The organism is Belnapia arida, assembly GCF_016773205.1.
GTDB classification, from domain to species: domain Bacteria; phylum Pseudomonadota; class Alphaproteobacteria; order Acetobacterales; family Acetobacteraceae; genus Belnapia; species Belnapia arida.
The window spans coordinates 1-16,035 of record NZ_JAETWB010000018.1 but is presented as its reverse complement, the minus strand read 5'-3'; the positions used below and the strand labels follow the sequence as shown (position 1 = coordinate 16,035).

Sequence of the window (16,035 nt, the reverse complement as noted above, 5' to 3'; positions counted from 1 at the left end):
GGCGTCATTCCCCCGGCACGTCCAGCAGCGTCTGCGGCCCGCCCTCCGGCGCGCTCGTCTGGCGGCCGATGACCGAGCCGGGCGCTGGCCGCTCGCCGCGCCGCAGCGCCTCGATCAGCTTGACGGTGCTCTCGTAATCCATGTCTTCGTAGTAGTCGTCGTCGACTTGGAGGATCGGCGCGTTCACGCAGCCGCCGAGGCATTCCACCTCGGACAAGGTGAACATGCCGTCCTCGCTGGTCTGGCCCCAGCCGCCAAGCTTGCCGGCATCGCGGCAGGCGCGGGACACCTCGTCCGAGCCGCGCAGCCAGCAGGGCGTCGTGGCGCAGACCTGGAGGTGATGCCTCCCGATCGGCTTCATGTTAAACATGAAGTAGAAGGTGGCCACCTCGTAGACGCGTATGGGCGCCATACCGAGCCGCTCCGCGACCGCATCCATGCCCTTGTTCGGCACCCAGGCGCTGCCGGTGCTGCGCCTCATCTGCCGCTGCACGACATAGAGCAGCGGGATGACCGCACTCGCCTGCCTGCCGGGCGGGTAGCGCTTCACAATGACATCAATGGCCTTCAGGCTCTCCTCGTCGAAGGAGAAGCTCTCAGGCTGCGGGATCTCGGTGGCGGTGGAGAGTTCAGCGTCCATCAGCGATCGATCTCCCCGAAGACGATGTCGAGTGAGCCGATGATCGCCACCGCATCGGCCAGCATGTGCCCCTTGGAGAGCACTTCCATGGCCTGCAGATGGGCGAAGCCCGGCGCGCGCACCTTACAGCGGTAGGGCTTGTTGGTGCCGTCGGCGACGAGATACATGCCGAACTCGCCCTTGGGCGCCTCGGTCACGGTGTAGGTCGCGCCTTCCGGCACGTGGAAGCCCTCGGTGTAGAGCTTGAAGTGGTGGATCAGCGATTCCATCGACCGCTTCATCTCGCCGCGTTTCGGCGGGACGATCTTGTTGTCGAGGATCTTGATCGGCCCCGGCTTCAGCCGCCCGAGGCACTGCTTCACCATGCTGAGGCTCTGCCGCATCTCCATCATGCGAACGAGGTAGCGGTCGTAGCAGTCGCCCTGGCGGCCGACCGGGATCTCGAAATCGAGTTGGTCGTAGATCTCGTAGGGCTGCGACTTACGCAGGTCCCAGGGCACGCCGGAGGCGCGGAGACAGGGACCGGAGAAACCCCATTCCATCGCCATCTCGGCCGTCATGATGCCGATATCGACGGTGCGCTGCTTGAAGATGCGGTTGTTGGTCAGCAGCCCCTCGAGATCGTCGAGGAATTTCGGGAACTGGTCGCACCAGCCGGCGATCCGTTCCGTCAGCCCCGCCGGCAGGTCGCGCGAGACGCCGCCTGGGCGGAAGTAGTTGACGTGATAGTGGCTGCCGCCCGCCGCCTCGTAGAATTCCAACAGGTGCTCGCGCTGCTCGAAGCCCCAGAGTGCCGGCGTGATGGCGCCGCAGTCGAGCGCATAGGTGGTGACGTTCAGCAGGTGGTTCAGGATGCGCGTCAGCTCGGCGAACATGGTGCGGATGACGCGGGCGCGCTCCGGCACCTCGTTATCGATATGCAGCAGCCGCTCCACCGCCAGCACCCAGCTGTGCTCCATGCACATCGGGCTGACGTAATCCAGGCGGTCCATATAGGGCATCGCCTGGAGATAGGTCTTGTATTCGATCAGCTTTTCGGTGCCGCGATGCAGCAAGCCGATATGCGGGTCGGCGCGCTCAACCATCTCACCCTTCATCTCGAGGATGAGGCGGAGCACGCCATGCGCCGCCGGATGCTGCGGGCCGAAATTGATCGTATGGCTGTCGACCTCGACCGTTCTCGCCTCGTTGGAGAGGCCGGTCGCGGACGGCATGGTTGCCGGATCAGCGGCGGAGGTCAGCGGCCCCGCCTCCGAGGCCATGGCGGAACTGCCGCTCATGCCTTGCCTCCCTCGATGCGGTTGAGATGCACCTTCTCGTCGCCAGGCAGCGTGGTCATGCCTTCCCAAGGCGACAAGAAGTCGAAATTCCGCCAGTCCTGCTGGAGCTTCACCGGCTCGTAGACCACCTGCTTGCGCTCCTCGTCCCAGCGCACCTCGACATGCCCGGTAAGCGGGAAATCCTTGCGCAGCGGATGGCCCTCGAAGCCGTAGTCGGTCAGCAGGCGACGCAGGTCGGTCTGCCCTTCGAAGACAACGCCGTACATGTCCCACGCCTCGCGCTCGTACCAGGTAGCGCAGGGCCAGACGGAGACGATGCTCGGAACCGGCGTTGCCGCATCGGTGGCGACGACGACACGGATGCGGCGGTTCTGCGTGAGGCTGAGCAGGTTGTAGACGACCTCGAAGCGGAGCGGCCGGTTCGGCCAGTCCGTCCCGCAGAGATCCATGAGCTGCTCAAAATGGAATTCGTCACGCAGGCGGCGCATGGCCGCGACCAGCCCTTCGCGCGGCAGGGTCAGCACCAGCTCGGCACCGCGCTCGATGGTGGTGCGGCTGCCGGGCAGCGCGGCCTGCACGGTCTCGCCGAGCTCGGCCAGGATTGCGTTCTCAACCACGAAGGATCGTCCCCGAGCGCCTGATCTTCTTCTGCAGCTGCAGGATGCCGTAGATCAGCCCCTCGGCCGTCGGCGGGCAGCCGGGCACATAGACATCGACCGGCACGATTCGGTCGCAGCCCCGCACCACGCTGTAGCTGTAATGGTAGTAGCCGCCGCCATTGGCACAGCTGCCCATGCTGATGACCCAGCGCGGTTCGCTCATCTGGTCGTAGACCTTGCGCAGCGCGGGGGCCATCTTATTGGTCAGCGTGCCAGCGACGATCATCACGTCCGACTGCCGCGGCGAGCCACGCGGGATGATGCCGAGCCGGTCGAGGTCGTAGCGGGCCATGTAGGCGTGGATCATCGGCACCGCGCAGCAGGCCAGGCCGAAGGTCATCGGCCAGAGGCTACCGGTGCGGGCCCAGTTCACCACCTTGTCGAGGTTGGCGACGACGAAGCCCTTATCCTCGATCTCGCCGGTGATGCCCTTCACCACGGCATCTTGCGCCGCGCCAGGCGCCAAGTGATCGCGGTTCCAGGCGATGGTGTCCGTGTTCTCGTTCATGCGGGTCTCCGGTGGGGACGGCATGCCGTCACTCCCAGTCCAGCGCGCCCTTGCGCCATTCGTAGACAAAGCCGACCGTCAAGACGCCAAGGAAGGCAACCATTGACAGGAAGCCGAACCAGCCGATGCCACCCAGCGCTACCGCCCAAGGAAATAGGAAGGCCACTTCCAGGTCGAAGATGATGAAGAGGATGGCCACCAAGTAGAAGCGGACATCGAAGCGACGACGCGTGTCGTCGAAGGGCTCGAAGCCGCATTCATAGGCGGAGAGCTTCTCCGGGTTCGGCTTCTGCCGCGCGACGAGGAGGCTGCCGCCCACCATGGCGACGGCGATGGCCCCCGCGATGGCCAGGAAGACCAGGATCGGAAAATATTCGGCCAGCAGCGGCTGGGTCATGTTTGCTCCGCCCACAGACGCGCCGGGGCAGCCTTTCAGGGTCAGGATCGAGGCTCGGTCCCGCCTTGCCGCAGCGCAGCGCGGCCGGACATTAGCCCTGCCCCGCCCGCTCCGCCATAGGGGGAACGCTCTTCTCTACGGCAGATTTGGCGACGGCGACCCGGAACGAAAAGGGGCCTAAATGCGGCAACGGCGCCGCCCCATCAGGAGCGGCGCCGTCGTTGCAATCCGTCGCATGGCGCGAGTGACGGGGCTCGAACCCGCGACCTCCGGCGTGACAGGCCGGCGCTCTAACCAACTGAGCTACACCCGCCCGCGACAGGAGGCGGGGTGTATGGCCCCACGCCTCCCGTGTCAAGCGCCCTCAGTACATGACCACCGTGACCGGTGGCGGAGACAGCGCGGCCGCCAGCGCAACCGAGGCCCAGAGCGCCTGGGTCTGCTGCGCCTGCATCGCCAGGCGCTGCTGGTAGTCGCGTTCGGCGCGCTCCGCCTGGTCGACCAGTTGCAGCCAGCGCCGCGATTCGGCATCGCCACGGCTGGCCGCGAGCGCCAGCCAGCTCTTCGCCTCGCCGAGATCCTGGCCCATCTCCTCAAGCCCGGTCATGTAGACCCGGCCGACAGCCTTTTGCGCGGGCAGGAAGCCGTTCTGCGCAGCGCGCCGCATCCACTGCAACGCCTCGTAGGGTCGGCGCGAGACGCCCTCGCCGCGGAAATACATCAGGCCGAGGTTGTATTGGCTCTCAGGGACGCCCCGCTCGGCGGCCTGGGAAAACCAGCGGGCCGCCTCTGGCATGTCGCGCGGCACACCCCTCCCCTCGAGGGAGAGGAAACCGAGATTGTGCGCCGCCTGGGCCACGCCGCCTTGTGCCGCACCGGTGTAGAACTGGATGGCTCGCGCCCGGCCTCCTGACGTCGCCCCCTGCTCCAACAGGCGCCCAAGGCGGAACATGGCGAAGGGCATGCCGGCATTGGCCGCGACCTCATATTGCCGCGCCGCTTGTCCTGCGCTGCGCGGCAGGCCGCCCGCGCCGAACTCATAGGCTTGGCCAAGCCGGTAGGCCGCGCCAGGGTCGCCACCGGCCGCGGCGGAGCGCAGTTCGGTGATTGGCTCGCCACGGTAGAGGTCCGGATCGGTCTGGCGCTGCAGCCGCTCATCCTCACCGACAACGAGAGTTTGTGCGTCACGCGGCTGCACGCGGCAGCCGGCCTCGTCGCAGACCTGGACAGCAGGGCCGAAGCCGCTGCGGCTGCCCATGCGCGGCTGGCAACCGGCGAGCAGCAGCGCGAGGGCCGCAAGCCCTGCCGCGCTAGCGGGAGCGCAACGCACCGCCGCCGGTCCCCAGCCCGCCGCGCACATCCTGCGCACGGTAATTGCGCACGGCGACGACCAGCTTGTTATAGGCGTCGACGAAGGCAGCGACCGTTGCCTGACCTGCTGGCGTCCGCTGGTAGCCGCCGAGCACGCCGCCCGCCGTCGCTCCGAAGCCACCGACCAGCGCCCCGAAATTCGTCGCCGTCGAGGAGCCTTCGGAAGCCGCGACCTGCACGCCGCTTCGCATGTCGAAGACGGAGAGCGTGACCGAGGTCGCCGAGGTCGACATCGCGGCGCCCGCGAGGCCGAGCGCCACGCCGCCCCAGCCGCCGACGCCACCACCCAGACCGCCGATATCCTGGTTGGAGAAGAGAATCGCCGGCTCGATGAAGAGATCGGCCGCGACGCGCTGACCGCGCTGCATGTTGGACCCAGCACGGAATTCGCCGCTGTTCCGCATGTCGCCGATCATGCCGCGCATCCGACTCTCAAGCCGATTGTTGCCCATGGCGGTGATGACGAAGCAATTGGACTGCTGCACGACGAGGCGCACCATCGGCTCGATCGTGGTGATCTGGGTCCTGGCGGCGAAAGGCCCCCACCAGCTTTGCTCGCGGCCATCATCGATGGCGACGGTGCCGAGCGGCTCCGCGCAACGCTGCAGGTTGGAGGCGGCGCCGACGCTGGTGCCGCCGCCGGCGCCACCCGTCACCGGGCCACTGGCGCCGCCCTGTTGGACGCACCCGCCGAGCGCAATCGCCGCATAAGCCACGAAACCAATAGTGAGAACACTCTGCCGCAAGCGAACCTCCGCCGGGATGACGCCAACCTGGATTGGACGTTTTTACCGCGGAATTCTACACGAGCGATGAATGTAATAAAACTCACGCCCGGTTGGAGAATGGGCGCTGACGGGATCGAACCGCCGGCCACCTGTGTGTAAGACAGGCGCTCTACCGCTGAGCTAAGCGCCCCTAAGGCAGGCTCCAACCGAAGCCTGCCTGATCTGCCTGAAGCCGAGACTCAGTTCAACGCGTCCTTCAATCCCTTACCAGCCTTGAAGCGCACGGTCGTGCTGGCGGGGATCTTGATTTCTTCGCCGGTGCGCGGGTTGCGGCCCGTGCCGGCCTTGCGCTTGGAAATGGAGAAGGTCCCGAAGCCCACCAGCCGCACATCCGTCTGCTTGGTCAAGGATTCGGCGATGGCTTCGAAAACCGCATCCAGGACATCGCCCGCCTTGGCCTTGGGGAGATCACCGACCTCGGCTACGATCGAGATGAGATCCTGCTTATTCATACACCAACCCCCCTGCAAGGCGGCATGCCTTTGCTGGCCCGGACGATTCCGACCGCAACTCGACGGGACTGTAGGGGGCTCGATTCTGACGCGTCAATCAAAGCGTGCAAGACGCAGGGCCGAAGCCCGCCGTTTTCTGCACTTCGTGGCGGGGATGGCGCGGAAGGCGAGTCACCCCTCCTTCCGCGCCGTCCCATTCTCAATGCGGCAGCGCAGGAACGCTGCCATCCGTCTCCGAGCCGCGCGGCGGCGGCTCCGCCGGCTCTTCCCAAGAAATTGCCTCGGGCTTCCGCACGAGCGCGGTCGAGATTACCTCGTCGACATGCGAGACGGCTTTGATGGTCAAGCCCTTCTTCACATTGTCAGGGATGTCGGCAAGGTCCTTCTCATTATCCTTCGGGATAAAGACATGCGTGATCCCGGCACGCAGCGCCGCCAGCAGTTTCTCCTTCAGACCACCGATCGGCAACACCCGGCCGCGCAGCGTGATCTCCCCCGTCATCGCCACGTCCTTGCGGACGGGGATGCCGGTTAGGACGGAGACAATGCTCGTCGCCATGGCGATGCCTGCGCTCGGCCCATCCTTCGGCGTCGCACCCTCGGGCACGTGCACGTGGATGTCGCGGCGGTCGAACAGCGTCGGCTTCAGCCCGAAGCTGGTCGCCCGCGACCGGACATAGGACATGGCTGCTGAGACGCTTTCCTGCATGACGTCGCCGAGCTTGCCGGTGGTCTGCACCTTGCCCTTGCCTGGAACAGTGACCGACTCGATCGTCAGGATCTCACCACCCACCTCAGTCCAGGCAAGGCCGGTGACAACGCCCACCATGTCCTCGGACTCGGCCTCGCCGTAGCGGAACTTCCGCACGCCCGCGAATTTATCGAGGTTCTTCGCAGTAACGGCGACCTTCTTCGCCTTCTTCGAGACAATCTCCTTCACCGCCTTTCGGGCCAGCCCGCCCACCTCGCGTTCAAGGTTCCGCACGCCTGCCTCGCGCGTGTAATAGCGCACGAGGTCGCGCAGTGCCTCGTCGGAGACGGACCATTCGCCCGGTTTCAGCCCATTCGCCTCGGACTGCTTCGGGATCAGGTGGCGACGGGCGATCTCGACCTTCTCATCCTCGGTGTAGCCAGGGATGCGGATGATCTCCATGCGGTCCATCAACGGCTGCGGCATACGCAGGCTGTTGGCAGTCGTCACGAACATCACGTCCGACAGATCGTAGTCGACCTCCAGGTAATGGTCGGCGAAGGTCGAATTCTGCTCCGGGTCCAGCACCTCGAGCAGCGCCGAGGACGGGTCGCCACGCCAGTCGGCGCCGAGCTTGTCGATCTCATCGAGCAGGAAGAGCGGGTTGGAGGTCTTCGCCTTCTTCATGCCCTGGACAACCTTGCCCGGCATGGAGCCGATATAAGTCCGCCGGTGACCGCGCACCTCCGCCTCGTCCCGCACGCCGCCGAGCGACATGCGCACGAAGTTCCGGCCGGTGGCCTTGGCGATCGACTTGCCGAGCGAGGTCTTGCCGACGCCGGGCGGACCGACGAGGCATAGAATCGGACCGCGAATCTTCGGCGAGCGCGACTGCACCGCCAGATACTCGATGATCCGCTCCTTCACCTTCTCGAGCCCGTAGTGATCGGCATCGAGCACCTTCTCGGCTGCGACGATGTCGCGCCGCACCCGGGACTTCTTCTTCCAGGGGATCGAGAGCATCCAGTCGAGGTAGTTGCGCACCACCGTCGCCTCGGCGCTCATCGCCGACATGGTGCGGAGCTTCTTGAGCTCCGCCATCGCCTTCTCGCGTGCTTCTTTGGTGAAGGCAGTGGCCTTGATGCGGGCCTCGAGCTCGGCGACCTCGTCCTTGCCGTCCTCGCCCTCGCCCAGCTCCTTCTGGATCGCCTTCAGCTGCTCATTCAGATAGTATTCGCGCTGAGTCTTCTCCATCTGCCGCTTGACGCGGTTCCGGATGCGCTTTTCCACCTGCAGGACGCCGATCTCGGATTCCATATGGGCGAAGACCCGCTCCAGCCGCGCGGAAGTCCCGGCGGTCTCGAGCAGTTCCTGCTTCTCGGGGATCTTCAGCGAAAGATGGCTAGCGACGGTATCGGCAAGCTTCGCCGGATCGTCGATCTGGTTGATCGAGACCAGGACCTCGGGCGCAATCTTCTTGTTGAGCTTGATGTACTGCTCGAACTGCCCGACCACGGTGCGGGCCAGCGCCTCGGTCTCCGGCGGCTCAGCCGGAGAGTCGGCAAGCGGCGCGGCATAAGCCTCGAAATGGGTCTTTGTTTCCTTGAAGCCGGTGATCTGGGCGCGCTTGCCCCCCTCGACCAGCACCTTCACCGTGCCGTCCGGCAGCTTCAGGAGCTGCAGCACCGTCGAGACGGTGCCAACATTGTAGAGATCTTCGGCCTCCGGATCGTCCTGCGCAGCATTCTTCTGCGCAACGAGAAGGATCTGCTTGTCCTCCCGCATCACTGCTTCCAGCGCGCGGACGGATTTCTCGCGGCCGACGAACAGCGGCACGATCATATGTGGGAACACCACGATGTCCCGCAGAGGCAGGACAGGCAGCAATTCGCCGCGCAACAATTCTGGGGACTTATCCGCCATTATGGACCTCACTGAAGGACAGTCGGCCCACGGGTCACCCCCAGCATCGGCTGGTTGGCGGCGTGACCCGCGGCGCCACGGGGATGTCATGCAAATGGTCCGCCGGACACCCCACCGCAAGCCCGATAGGCCGGATGGCGGGGATGTGCTCCCGCCTCCGACCGGCGCCGGGCCTCAGGCCGAGCTTTGCTCGGCGGCCCGCTCGCCATAGATGAAGAGTGGGCTGGCACGGCTCTCCGCGACTTCCCGGTTCACTACCACCTCGTCGACATCGTCGAGGCCGGGCAGGTCGAACATGGTAGTCAGCAGAATCTGCTCCATGATCGAGCGCAGACCGCGCGCACCTGTTTTCCGCTGAATCGCCCGCGTCGCCACCGAACGCAGTGCATCCTCGGTGAAGGTGAGCTTGGTCCCCTCCATCTCGAACAGGCGCTGGTACTGCTTGACGATTGCGTTTTTCGGCTTGGTCAGGATCTCGATCAGAGCCTTCTCGTCGAGATCCTCAAGCGTTGCGATCACCGGCAGGCGACCGATGAACTCCGGGATCAACCCGAACTTCAACAGGTCCTCCGGCTCCACCTCGCGCAGAACGGCGCCGGTACGGCGGTCATCCGGCGAGCGGACCTCGGCACCGAAGCCAATGCCCGAGCCCTTGCCCCTCGCCCCGATGATCCGCTCCAGCCCGGCGAAGGCGCCGCCGCAGATGAAGAGGATGTTCGCGGTGTCGACCTGGAGGAATTCCTGCTGCGGATGCTTCCTGCCGCCCTGCGGCGGCACGGAGGCAACCGTACCCTCCATGATCTTCAAGAGCGCTTGCTGGACACCCTCCCCCGAGACGTCCCGGGTGATGGAAGGGTTGTCCGACTTGCGGCTGATCTTGTCGACCTCGTCGATATAGACGATGCCGCGCTGCGCCCGCTCGACGTTGTAGTCGGCGGCCTGGAGCAGCTTGAGGATGATGTTCTCGACATCCTCGCCAACATAGCCGGCCTCGGTCAGGGTCGTCGCATCCGCCATGGTGAAGGGGACGTCGAGGATCCGAGCGAGAGTCTGGGCCAGCAGCGTCTTGCCCGAACCGGTCGGGCCGAGCAGCAGGATGTTCGACTTGGCGATCTCGACATCGTTGTTCTTCGCGCCATGCGCCAACCGCTTGTAGTGGTTGTGCACCGCAACGGAGAGCACCTTCTTCGCGTGGTCCTGACCGATAACGTAATCATCGAGGACCTTGCAGATCTCCTTGGGCGTCGGCACCCCGTCCCGCGACTTCACCAGATGCGTCTTGTGCTCCTCACGGATGATATCCATGCAGAGTTCGACGCATTCGTCGCAGATGAAGACAGTGGGCCCGGCGATAAGCTTGCGGACCTCGTGCTGGGACTTGCCGCAGAACGAACAGTAGAGTGTATTCTTCGAGTCGCCGGACTTGCTCATGGGCACTCCGCCTGAAAGGGCCGGCTGGGGAACCCCCGCGTTGCGCGGGCCACCGGCTGGCCGCGCCCCCTCTCCCGGGCCGAAGCGGGGGCTTTCCATAGGATTGTAGCCCCCCTGTCATCGGGGGAAAAGCTTTGTGGCGTCACACTGGGCGGCGGCAGGACCGATCGCCGCAGGCGGATCGATCCTTGCCGCCCCGTGCTGGAACGCGCCTGCCTCAGCTCTTGGGCGCCTCAGGGGCGCCAGGCGCTGCCGGCCGGACCTCGACCACCTGGTCGACCAGGCCGAAATCACGCGCTTCCTCGGCGGACATGTATGTGTCGCGCTCCAGCTTCCGCTCGATCGCCTCGATCGGCTGGCCGGTGTGCTTCACATAGATCTCGTTGAGCCGCTGGCGCAGCTTCAGGATCTCGCGCGCCTGGATCTCGATGTCGGTTGCCTGGCCCTGGGCGCCGCCGGAGGGCTGGTGGACCATGATGCGGCTGTTCGGCAGGGCGAAGCGCTTGTCCTTGGCGCCGGCCGTCAGCAGCAGCGAACCCATGGAGGCCGCTTGGCCGATGCAGACCGTACTGACCGGGGCGCGGATATACTGCATGGTGTCATACATCGCAAGGCCGGCGGAGACGACGCCACCCGGGCTGTTGATGTAGAAGGCGATGTCCTTGTTCGGATTTTCGCTCTCAAGGAAAAGGAGCTGGGCGCAGATCGAGGACGAGACCTGATCGAAGACCGGGCCGGTGAGAAAGATGATCCGCTCCTTCAACAGGCGCGAATAGATGTCCCAGGCACGCTCGCCGCGGGCCGATTGCTCAACGACCATTGGGACCAAGGTATTATTGTAGATCTCGACAGGATCACGGTCCCGCATGATGACGCCTTTCAGACAGGAAGCAGGCGAGCCCAGCCTAGCTCGCAACCCTTAATGTGGTGCAACCAGGGCCGCGCCGGAAGGCCCCGCCGAATGGCGGGGGTCCGGCCCGGTCACGATCCGGTCCCGTGAAACTCGTATATCAGATTCACGCGGCCGCGGCAGCGGAAAGCTCGTCCGGCGCCACATTCCGCTCGCTGACCTTGGCCAGCTCCAGCATGAAGTCGACCACCTTTTCCTCGAAGATCGGCGAGCGCAGGTTCTCGGCCGCCTGCGGGTTCTTGCGGAAAAACTCCATCACCTGTTGCTCCTGGCCGGGGTAGCGGGCGGCTTCCTGCCGCATCGCCCGGGACAGTTCGTCGGCGCTGACCGAGATGTTGTTGGTCCGGCCGATCTCGGACAGCAGCAGGCCGAGGCGGATGCGGCGCTCGGCAATGGCCCGGTAGTCGGACTTCAGCACCTCCTCGTCCTTGCCCTTGTCGTCCTCATCCAGCCGGTCAGCCTTCATGTCGGCCTCGACCCGCTGCCAGATCTGGGCGAACTCGGCCTCTACCATGCCCTCCGGTACGGGGAAGCTGGCCCGCTCGGCGAGGCCGTCGAGCAGCGAGCGCTTCACCTTGAGGCGCGAGAGGTTATCGTATTCCTGCTGAAGCGAGCCGCGGACGGCCTCCTGCAGCTTGGTCAGGTCCTCGAAGCCCATGCTCTTGGCGAGCTCGTCGTCGACCGGGGAGTTCATCGGCACTTTCAGGCCCTTGCAGGTCACGGTGAAGGCGGCTGCCTTGCCGGCCAGCTCCTTGGCTCCGTACTCCTCGGGGAAGCTGACATTAATGGTCCGCGTCTCGCCGGGCTTGATGCCCTCAAGCTGCTCGGTGAAGCTGGGGATGAAGCCGGCACCAGCCACCTCGATCTGCATGTCGGTCGCGCTGCCGCCTGGGAAGGGCTCGCTCTCGCCGTCCAGCGTGCCGGTGAAGTCGCAGACGGCGATCTCGCCCTTGGCCGCGCCGCGATCCTCGGTCAGGTCCTCAAGCTTGCGGTTGCGGGCGGCGATCGTCTCGATCGTCGTATTCACCTGCTCGTCGGAGGGCTCAGCCTTCAGCCGCTCGACCTCGATCCCGGCGAAGTCGGGCATCGGGATCTCCGGCAGCAGCTCCAGCTCGACCTTGAATTCCAGATCGGCGCCATCGGCGAAGTTCACCAGCTCGATCTTCGGCTGCAGCGCCGGGCGGAGGCCGCGATCGGTCACGACCTGCTGCGTCGCCTTGTTGACCGACTGCTCGAGCACTTCGCTCATCACCGCCTGGCCGTAGCGGGCCTTCACCACGCTCGCCGGGATCTTGCCGGGGCGGAAGCCGGGCAGGCGCAGCTCGCGGCCCAGCTCATCGAGCCGGCGCGTGCGCTCGGCCGCGATATCGGCCGCCGGGACCGATACCGTATAGGCCCGCTTCAGCCCGTCGTTCGCGACCTCGGTCACCTGCATCGTCGTCACTTTCTTCCCAAAACGCTGTCAGCGGCGCCGATGGTGCGGGCGGAGGGATTTGAACCCCCAAGGCTTGCGCCACCGGAACCTAAATCCGGCGTGTCTGCCAATTCCACCACGCCCGCCCAAGGCCGGAGAGAAGCCAGGACGGCGCCGGATTGGGGCGTGTAGCGCAGGCCATGGCGCTTTCCAAGGCTCGATGCTCGGATTCCCGCCGCATGGACGAGCAATGGCCATTCGGGCGATACCCCCGACCATGTTGCGCCGCCCCCTACCCCGCTTCCGCTGGCTCCGCCGCCTGGGCTTCCTGCTGCTTGCCCTGGTGCTGGCGAGCTTCGGGGGCCTTGCCGGCGCCCTTTGGTGGAGCCTTCCGCCCACGGAAGGCGACTTGCGCCTGGCCGGCCTCGGTGGCCCGGTAGAGGTGACGCTCGATACACGCGGCATTCCCCGCATTGTCGCAGCGGACGAGCAGGATGCGGCGATGGCCCTTGGCTGGCTGCACGCGCGCGACCGGATGTTCCAGATGGAGCTGATGCGCCGCGGAGCCGCCGGTCGCCTCGCGGAGTTGCTCGGCTCGCCGGCGCTCAGGCTCGACCGCTTCACCCGCACCCTCGGCCTCGCCCGTCGCGCCGAGGCCGACCTCGCCGCCCAATCCCCCGAGACGCGAGTGGTGCTGGAGGCCTATGCCGCCGGGGTAAATGCTTGGATCGCCGCCCGCGGCCGCTTTGCCGCGCCGGAATTCCTCGCCCTCGGCGCGCCGGAGCCCTGGCGCCCGGAGCATAGCTTGCTGTGGGGCAAGGTGATGGGCCTTTGGCTCTCGGGCAACTGGAGGAGCGAGCTGGAGCGGGCGCGGCTGGCTGGCCTTCTCCCGCCGGAGCGGCTGCGCGAGCTCTTCCCCGATGAGGCGAGCGCCGGGCGGCCGGATGAGCTGCGGGCCGCACTCGATCCCACCTGGCTCAGTCGCCTTGCCACCGTCCTGCCTCGCTTCCCGGAGCCAGGCACCCTCCCTAGCTCGGCCAGCAATGCCTGGACGGTCGCCGGCCGCCATTCAGTCTCAGGCGCGCCGCTTCTGGCGTCCGACCCGCATCTCGGCTTCCAGGCGCCGATTCTCTGGTATCTGGCGCGGATCGACCTCGCAGATGGGCAGATGCTGGCCGGTGCCACCTCGCCAGGCGTCCCCTTCCTGGTGATCGGGCGCAATGCGCGGCTGGCCTGGGGCTTCACTACCACCCATTCCGATACCCAGGACCTCTTCATCGAGCGCCTCGCCGGTCCGGATGCCTATGAGACGCCGGCCGGGCCCCTCCCCTTCAGCGTCATCGAGGAGCGCATCGCCGTGCGCGGCGCTGCGCCGGAGATTTTGCGGGTGCGGGAGACGCGGCACGGTCCGGTCATCTCGGACCTCGACGAGACGCCACGCGGCGATGGTACGGTCCTCGCCCTCGCTGCCGCCAACCTTGCCTCCGGTGATACCGCGGCAACCGGGCTACATGCGTTGAACCGCGCCGGCTCGGTCGCCGAGGCGCGTGGAGCGGCGGCGGTCATCACGAGCCCCTCGCAGAACCTGATGGCTGCGGATGCGGGCGGTGGCATCGGCATGCTGCTCACCGGGCGGACGCCGCTGCGGAAGGCAGGGGATGGCACAGTGCCCATCCCCGGCTGGGATGGGGGACATGACTGGCTCGGCTGGGCGCCGTTCGACACGCTGCCGCATGTGCTGGACCCACCGAGCGGAATGCTGGCCAATGCCAACAACCGTGTGGCGCCACCCGAGCATCCGGTTTTCCTTGGCGCGGAATGGATCGCTGATTGGCGCTTCCGGCGGATCGGCATGCTGCTTGCGGCACGGCCGCAGCACGACGCGGCGGGTTTCGCCGGCATGCAGCGCGATACGGTTTCGCCTTTCGCCCTTTCATTGACCGGTCCCGAGTCGCTGCTGCGCAGCCTACCCATGGCCGACGGCGCCGTGGGTCAGGCGCAGGCGCTGCTGCTCGATTGGGATGGCGATGTTGCCGCCAGTCGGCCGGAGCCGCTGATTTTCAATGCCTGGCTGAAACAGGTCGGGCGCTTGGCACTGGCAGCGGGCGGAGTGCCGGAAGGCGCTTCCGGAGCACCTGCCGCCTTCCTGAGCTTCGTTCTCTCCCCCGGCGGCCAAGGCGCGGCCTGGTGCGGCGGCGATTGCCGGGTCTTGGCTGCACGAGCCCTTGCCGTCTCGGTCGCCGAACTGCGTACCAGTCTGGGCGAAAATCCAACGCATTGGCGCTGGGGCACTGTCCACCAAGCCATATTCGAACACCCCTTGCTTCGTGCCATTCCAGGCCTCGGCCGGCTGGTGAGACTGGAAGCAACGAGCGGCGGGGACGAATGGACGGTGTCCCGCGGCGGGCTGCGCGGTGGACGTGGGATCGAAGCCTGGCAACACGTCCATGGCGCCGGCCTTCGGCTCGTCGCCGATTTGGCGGATCCCGATTCGACGCTGGCCATCACTGCTACCGGGCAGTCTGGCCATCCGCTTTCGCCGAATTGGAGCAACCTTCTGCCGAACTGGCGTGAGGGCCGTATGATCGCGCTTGGGAAGGCGGCTTCAGAGGCTCCGTTGCGGCTTCGACTGTTACCCTGACAAATCGTATTGGAAATCCCGAAGGCTTGCGGTTGATTCCTGCGCTGCACGCGCCGACACTGGCGGCAGCGATGCTGCACCGCCCCAACCGACGTCCGCAATTCTTCTACACGACCGCGCCGCTTCCCTGCCCCTATCTGGCAGGCCGGACGGAACGGAAGATCGTGACCGAATTGACCGGTCCGGATGCAGAGGCGCTGCATGACCGCCTTTCCCGTGCCGGCTTCCGCCGCAGCCACAACATCGCCTACTCGCCGGTCTGTCCAGGATGCTCGGCCTGTGTTCCGATCCGCATCCTCGCTGAGCAGTTCGAACCCAATCGAGCCCAGCGCAAGCTGCAAAAGATCAACGCTGACATTGCCGGCTTCGAGATGCCAGCACGGGCCACGGCGGAGCAATTCGCCCTTTTCCAACGCTACCAGCAAGCGCGCCATGGCGAGGGCGACATGGCCGCAATGGGCTTCTACGACTACCGCGCGATGGTTGAGGACACGCCGATCACGACAGGGATGGTGGAGTTTCGCGACTCGAAGGACCGGCTGGTTGGTGCCTGCCTGACCGATTGGTTGTCTGACGGGCTCTCCGCCGTCTATTCCTTTTACGACCCGGCGGCTAACCGTCGCTCACTCGGTAGCTGGGCTATCCTCTGGCTCGTGACACGGGCGCAAGCGCTCAGCCTGCCCTTCGTCTATTTGGGCTACTGGGTACCTGAGAGCCAAAAGATGTCGTACAAAAGCCGCTTCCGGCCGAGCGAGGTGCTGGTCGGCGGTGTCTGGCGCGTGTTGGAAGAGCAGGCCGCTGCTGGTGCAGAAGAGGCGATAACCGTCCTCTCAGACTGATAACCGCAGTTTTACATCGGACGCGAAAAACCCCCAGACACGGTGAGTGCTGGGGGTTTATGGGATGCGGGGACAGGATTTGAACCTGTGA

14 protein-coding genes and 3 tRNA genes are annotated in these 16,035 nt (G+C 65.8%); 2 read left to right on the top strand and 15 right to left on the bottom strand.

The window, feature by feature from the left end; all coding sequences use genetic code 11:
- Positions 1-4: 4 nt before the first annotated feature.
- The 15 genes from JMJ56_RS22750 to JMJ56_RS22680 all read right to left on the bottom strand — a co-directional run bounded on the left by JMJ56_RS22750 (position 5) and on the right by JMJ56_RS22680 (position 12,610).
- A complete protein-coding gene (locus JMJ56_RS22750; protein ID WP_202834066.1) occupies positions 5-640 on the bottom strand; it encodes a complex I 24 kDa subunit family protein in 636 nt (211 codons plus the stop codon).
- Positions 640-1,854, bottom strand: a complete 1,215-nt coding sequence (locus JMJ56_RS22745) for an NADH-quinone oxidoreductase subunit D (RefSeq protein WP_236038314.1) — start codon at positions 1,852-1,854, stop codon at positions 640-642. Before JMJ56_RS22745 ends, JMJ56_RS22750 begins: the two co-directional genes overlap by 1 nt.
- 62 nt (positions 1,855-1,916) lie before the next feature.
- Positions 1,917-2,537 (bottom strand): NADH-quinone oxidoreductase subunit C, encoded by a 621-nt coding sequence (locus JMJ56_RS22740; protein ID WP_202834064.1) that lies wholly within the window; start codon positions 2,535-2,537, stop codon positions 1,917-1,919.
- Entirely contained in the window at positions 2,530-3,087 is a 558-nt protein-coding gene (locus tag JMJ56_RS22735) for a NuoB/complex I 20 kDa subunit family protein (protein WP_043336216.1), read from the bottom strand. The genes JMJ56_RS22740 and JMJ56_RS22735 overlap by 8 nt, the downstream gene beginning before the upstream one ends.
- Before the next feature lie 28 nt (positions 3,088-3,115).
- On the bottom strand, positions 3,116-3,484 hold the full coding sequence (locus JMJ56_RS22730; protein WP_202834063.1) for an NADH-quinone oxidoreductase subunit A: 369 nt from the start codon (positions 3,482-3,484) through the stop codon (positions 3,116-3,118).
- 236 nt (positions 3,485-3,720) lie between these two features.
- Positions 3,721-3,797, bottom strand: a tRNA-Asp gene (locus JMJ56_RS22725).
- 51 nt (positions 3,798-3,848) lie between these two features.
- The gene (locus JMJ56_RS22720; protein WP_202834062.1) at positions 3,849-4,742 is read right to left on the bottom strand and encodes a tetratricopeptide repeat protein; all 894 of its coding nucleotides are present in this window, start codon (positions 4,740-4,742) and stop codon (positions 3,849-3,851) included.
- Positions 4,743-4,794: 52 nt separating this feature from the next.
- On the bottom strand, positions 4,795-5,601 hold the full coding sequence (locus tag JMJ56_RS22715) for a hypothetical protein (protein WP_202834061.1): 807 nt from the start codon (positions 5,599-5,601) through the stop codon (positions 4,795-4,797).
- A gap of 100 nt (positions 5,602-5,701) precedes the next feature.
- Positions 5,702-5,773, bottom strand: a tRNA-Val gene (locus tag JMJ56_RS22710).
- A gap of 49 nt (positions 5,774-5,822) precedes the next feature.
- Positions 5,823-6,095 carry an HU family DNA-binding protein gene (locus tag JMJ56_RS22705; RefSeq protein ID WP_202834060.1) on the bottom strand — a complete coding sequence of 91 codons (273 nt, stop codon included), beginning with the start codon at positions 6,093-6,095 and terminating at the stop codon, positions 5,823-5,825.
- Between the two features lie 199 nt (positions 6,096-6,294).
- Positions 6,295-8,709 carry an endopeptidase La gene (gene lon / locus JMJ56_RS22700; RefSeq protein ID WP_236038300.1) on the bottom strand — a complete coding sequence of 805 codons (2,415 nt, stop codon included), beginning with the start codon at positions 8,707-8,709 and terminating at the stop codon, positions 6,295-6,297.
- A 174-nt stretch (positions 8,710-8,883) separates the two neighbouring features.
- A complete protein-coding gene (clpX, locus tag JMJ56_RS22695) occupies positions 8,884-10,140 on the bottom strand; it encodes an ATP-dependent Clp protease ATP-binding subunit ClpX (RefSeq protein ID WP_043336206.1) in 1,257 nt (418 codons plus the stop codon).
- 217 nt (positions 10,141-10,357) lie between these two features.
- On the bottom strand, positions 10,358-11,008 hold the full coding sequence (gene clpP, locus JMJ56_RS22690; protein WP_236038295.1) for an ATP-dependent Clp endopeptidase proteolytic subunit ClpP: 651 nt from the start codon (positions 11,006-11,008) through the stop codon (positions 10,358-10,360).
- Between the two features lie 148 nt (positions 11,009-11,156).
- On the bottom strand, positions 11,157-12,485 hold the full coding sequence (tig, locus tag JMJ56_RS22685) for a trigger factor (RefSeq protein ID WP_202834058.1): 1,329 nt from the start codon (positions 12,483-12,485) through the stop codon (positions 11,157-11,159).
- Between the two features lie 40 nt (positions 12,486-12,525).
- Positions 12,526-12,610 (bottom strand) — tRNA-Leu (locus JMJ56_RS22680).
- 131 nt (positions 12,611-12,741) lie between these two features.
- Here JMJ56_RS22680 and JMJ56_RS22675 point away from each other — a divergent pair.
- Entirely contained in the window at positions 12,742-15,105 is a 2,364-nt protein-coding gene (locus JMJ56_RS22675) for a penicillin acylase family protein (protein WP_202834057.1), read from the top strand.
- 71 nt (positions 15,106-15,176) lie between these two features.
- The gene (locus JMJ56_RS22670; protein WP_202834134.1) at positions 15,177-15,944 is read left to right on the top strand and encodes an arginyltransferase; all 768 of its coding nucleotides are present in this window, start codon (positions 15,177-15,179) and stop codon (positions 15,942-15,944) included.
- The last annotated feature ends 91 nt before the right edge of the window (positions 15,945-16,035 follow it).